At 44.8% G+C, this 4,566-nt stretch carries 1 protein-coding gene; it reads left to right on the top strand.

Going from position 1 to position 4,566, the window contains the following annotated elements; genetic code table 11:
• Nucleotides 1-4,566 (top strand): non-ribosomal peptide synthetase (locus J7338_RS20320; protein ID WP_210798790.1); only part of this gene is annotated, 4,566 nt, incomplete at both ends.

The following is a 4,566-nucleotide window of genomic DNA, read 5'->3' as shown; positions in this document are numbered from 1 at the left end:
GGGCCGTTTTGATAACTTCTTTGAATTAGGCGGTGACTCAATCGTCAGTTTACAGATCATTGCCAAAATTCGTCAGGCTGGATACTTGATCACACCTAAGCAGGTGTTTGAACAACAAACGATCGCGCTTTTAACCAAGCACTTAGTCCTGTTACAAGACGACGATTTAATTGAGCAAAGTGTGGCGGGCCAAGTACCTTTATTGCCCATCCAGTCAAGCTTCTTTAAAAAGGAGATGGTTGAACGCTCTCATGTGAACCAAGCGGTTATGTTACATAGCGATCAAGTATTAGATGAAGTGGCGCTTAACGCAGCAATTAGCACATTGATTGAAACGCATGATGCGTTACGTATGCGATACTATCAAAATGAGGTCGGCACATGGCATCAGGAATATACTCCACATAGCGAGCAGCTTGTAGAACACACTAAGTGGTTACATGAAGTGGGTGTAGCTGACATCGAGCAATATGCACAACAGGCCCAGCAAAGTCTAGATATTACTCATGGGCCTATCATGAGAGTTGTACAAATGCGAGTCACTGATGGCACATATCGATTGTTGTTAGTGATCCATCATTTAGTGGTTGATGGTGTGTCTTGGCGGATTTTATTGGATGACTTGGCGATAGCTTATGAGCAAGCTATCGAAGGCAAAGCGCTTACCTTGGCATTAAAGAGTCACAGTTATCAGTATTGGGCTGAACGTGTACGTGAGTACCCAAGTCAATTTGAAGCGGAATTTGCCTATTGGTCTGAGCAAGTCACTCAGCCATTACAATTACCTAACTTAAATGCACAGGGCAGTAAATTGGCTTTGCATCGTGCAGCGGTCAGCGTCAATTTAGATAAAGTGCGTACTGAGTCATTATTACATGAAGCGCCAAAAGTATATCGTACACAGATAAATGACTTGTTACTGAGCGCATTAAGTGAAGCCTTGTATCAATGGTTAGGTCAATCAGAAGTGTCTATCAACTTGGAAGGTCATGGGCGAGAGCCATGGGAGCAGGGCGTAGATTTAAGTCGGACTGTGGGCTGGTTTACCACACTCTATCCTATTGTATTACAGCGTATGCCCTCGTTGGCGGATACCATCATCGCCAATAAAGAAAACTTACGGGCGATTCCAAACAAGGGGATAGGATATAGTGCATTTAAATTTAATGGCACAGATGAAGAACAAAAGCAGTTGCAGCAGAGCTCTCTCAGTCAAATTGAATTCAACTATTTGGGGCAGTTTGATAACAGCGCAGTACAGGATAGTACATCGATTTGGCGTTTAGCATCGGAAAGCTCAGGGAAAGCAACGAGTGATAACATCGATCTTAATAACGAATTGACGGTTAATGGGCAAGTGTTGAATGGGGCACTGTCTTTTGAAGTAAGTTTCTCACAAGCGCGTTTAAATAATGACGATGTGGCGCAGTTTGCCGCACACTTTGAGGCTGCATTACAGCAGATTGTGGCGCATTGCCAAACAGCACACGGTACATTGACTCCATCAGATGTCCCATTGGCTAAATTATCGCAAACACAATTAGCTGCGTTGCCACTTACCCTGAGTAATGTGGATGATCTGTATCCACTATCCCCGATGCAAGAAGGCATGTTATTCCACAGCATGTTTGAGCAAAGCAACGCGTATGTTAATCAGATTTGTTTTGAGGTGAAAGGCTTAGATGTTGCGCGCTTTAAACAGGCTTGGCAATCAGTCATTGCACGTCATGATGTACTGCGAACAGGGTTTGTATGTACAGATAAAATGAACTTACAGTTTGTTGCTAAAGAGCGTGCACAAGATTGGCAGGAGCTAGATTGGCAGCATAGTCAGTTAGATAAAAATGCAGTGATACACGCAGCGCAAGCGGATAGAGAGCGAGGGTTTGATTTTATTAACGAGCCAGGTTTGACGCGTTTAACACTGATAAAAACGGGCGTGTCAGCGCATTATTTAATTTGGACCAATCATCATTTATTAACCGATGGGTGGAGCACATCCGCCATGATGGGCGAAGTGCTACAAGCATATAAAGGCATAACGTTACCGAAAAGTACGGTGCAATATAAAGACTATATTGCGTATCTTGAAAAACAAGATGCGGCACGTAATTTAGCATATTGGCAGCATGAAACGGATAAGCTGACGGACCCAAGTTACCTGACGTCGGTATTAAGTGGCGCTGAAGAAACTGAGCGCTATGCTAAGCGACATATTCAGTTTGATGAGACACAAACAACGCATTTAACAGACTTTGCTAAGCAAAACCATGTAACAGTTAACACCGTTATTCAAGGTGCATGGGCATTGTTGCTGTCGCGATACTTAAATCGAGACACAGTATGCTTTGGGGCAACCACCTCGGGTAGACCGACAGACATGAATGGGAGTAACACATGCTTGGGGATGTTTATCAATACCATCCCAGTGATCACTGAAATAGATCCCGCTCAGTCGCTAACAACGTGGTTACAGTCAATTCAAAATGCGAATGTTCGCTCTAGAGAGAGTGAATTTACCCCGCTTTATGATATTCAAAAGCAAGCAGGGCAGCATTTGGAGCTCAATAAAGAAGGGTTGTTTGATACCTTAATGGTATTTGAGAACTACCCGATCTCAGAAGCACTGCAAAGTGAAGAAAGACAAGATACGTCATTTGATGTTGTTCATTCTGAAGAAGAAACCAATTACCCTGTCTCAGTAGAGGTTGATATAGCAGCGTTATTGAAAATAACACTGACATATCAAAGTGACAAAGTAAGCACACCCAGTGCGAGCAGGCTGTCAGAGCAGCTGGGGTCTTTGATTTTAGCGATGGTGGCGAACCAAACCCCAATCTTGTCAGAGCTATCCCTTGTCACATCAGCGCAAGCAGACTCGTTACAAGTACAAGGGTTTGGTGATGAGTTTACACCTTATTTAGTGGGGGTAGAAACACCGATATATCTTCCGAATGGCGATGCCCCGATTTTACGCCCAGAGCAATATCAAGATGTGGTGTCAACATTAAATCAATTGGCAGAGCAGACACCCGATGCAGAAGCCGTTACGTGTGATGGCCTCAGTTATACGTTTAAGGAGCTGTATGAAAGATCATCGCAATTGGCGTATTACTTGCGTGAGCAAGGGGTAGTTGCAGAGCAAAGAGTGGGTGTTGCACTAGAGCGAAGCCGAGATTTGCCGGTGGCATTTTTAGCCATTTTAAAAGCGGGTGCAGTGTATGTGCCGATGGACTTGAGCTATCCAGAGCAACGCTTAGCTTATATGATAAAAGACAGTCAGATGCAGCACATACTGGTGTCAGATAACCGCATTGCTGAATTGGCAGGAGAGGCGCAGTTACATTGTTTACCAGAGATAACGCTCCATGATAGCTGGCAAATGGAGACGGTTTATCCAGCACAAGGGGCGTATGTTATTTATACCTCGGGCTCAACGGGTAATCCAAAAGGGGTGTTGGTAAGTCGAGGTTCGATAGGGATGCATTGTCGTTCAATAGGGCGTCGTTATGGCTTAAGCGCGTCAGACAGAGAATTGATATTCATGTCATTCTGTTTTGATGGGGCACATGAACGTTGGTTATCAGCAGTCACGCATGGCGGTACAGTGGTTATTAGGCCAGAAAAACAATGGGACTTACAAGAAACGTATGAAAATATGCACGCACAGCGCGTAAGTGTGGTGGTATTTCCGCCAGTCTTCTTGCGAGAGTTGGCCGCGTATGTTGAACAAATAGGCAACCCGCCACCGGTTCGAGTGTATTGCTTTGGTGGAGATGCGATGCCACAAGCGTCTTTTGAACTTGCTCAACGGGTTTTAAAACCAGCGTTTTTTATTAATGGTTATGGTCCAACAGAGACGGTTGTGACGCCATTGACGTGGAAAGCATTACCAGGAAGCAGCTTTGACAGTGTGTATGCGCCGATAGGAGAGGTGTTAGGGCAACGTCAAGCATGGATATTAGATGGCCAATTGAATCAAGTTCTACCGGGTATGATAGGTGAGTTATACATGGCGGAAGAGATCGGGTTAGCGCGAGGTTATTTGAATCGACCAGATTTAACCGCAGAGCGGTTTGTAGCGGACCCATTTAAAGAAAATGGCTCACGATTATATCGCACAGGAGACTTGGTGCGCTGGAATGAAGATAACCAAATGGAGTACTTGGGACGTACTGATCATCAAGTTAAAATTCGAGGCTTTCGAATAGAACTCGGTGAGATAGAGTCTTTACTACGTAAGTCAGCGGGTGTGAATGAAGCGGTTGTTATAGCGGATGATACGCCGTCGGGCAAGCGTTTAGTGGGGTATGTATCAGGACATGAAGAAGGTTTATTAGATGTGGTGGTGCTAAAAGAGCAGTTAGCCCAGCAATTACCCGATTATATGGTCCCGAGTGTGTTAATGGCACTGCCGGAACTGCCAACGAACAGTAACGGCAAGATAGATAGAAAGGCATTACCAAAGGCGCAACTCCAAAGCGAGATAGCTTATGCAGCACCAGAAGGGGAGTTGGAGATGCTATTGGCGCAGATTTGGCAGTCGGTGTTGGGTGTTGAGCAAGT

The organism is Pseudoalteromonas ostreae, from assembly GCF_018069805.1.
Taxonomy (GTDB): domain Bacteria; phylum Pseudomonadota; class Gammaproteobacteria; order Enterobacterales; family Alteromonadaceae; genus Pseudoalteromonas; species Pseudoalteromonas ostreae.
Note: the sequence above shows the minus strand (reverse complement) of the source record. Positions and strands in the feature narration are given on the sequence as shown.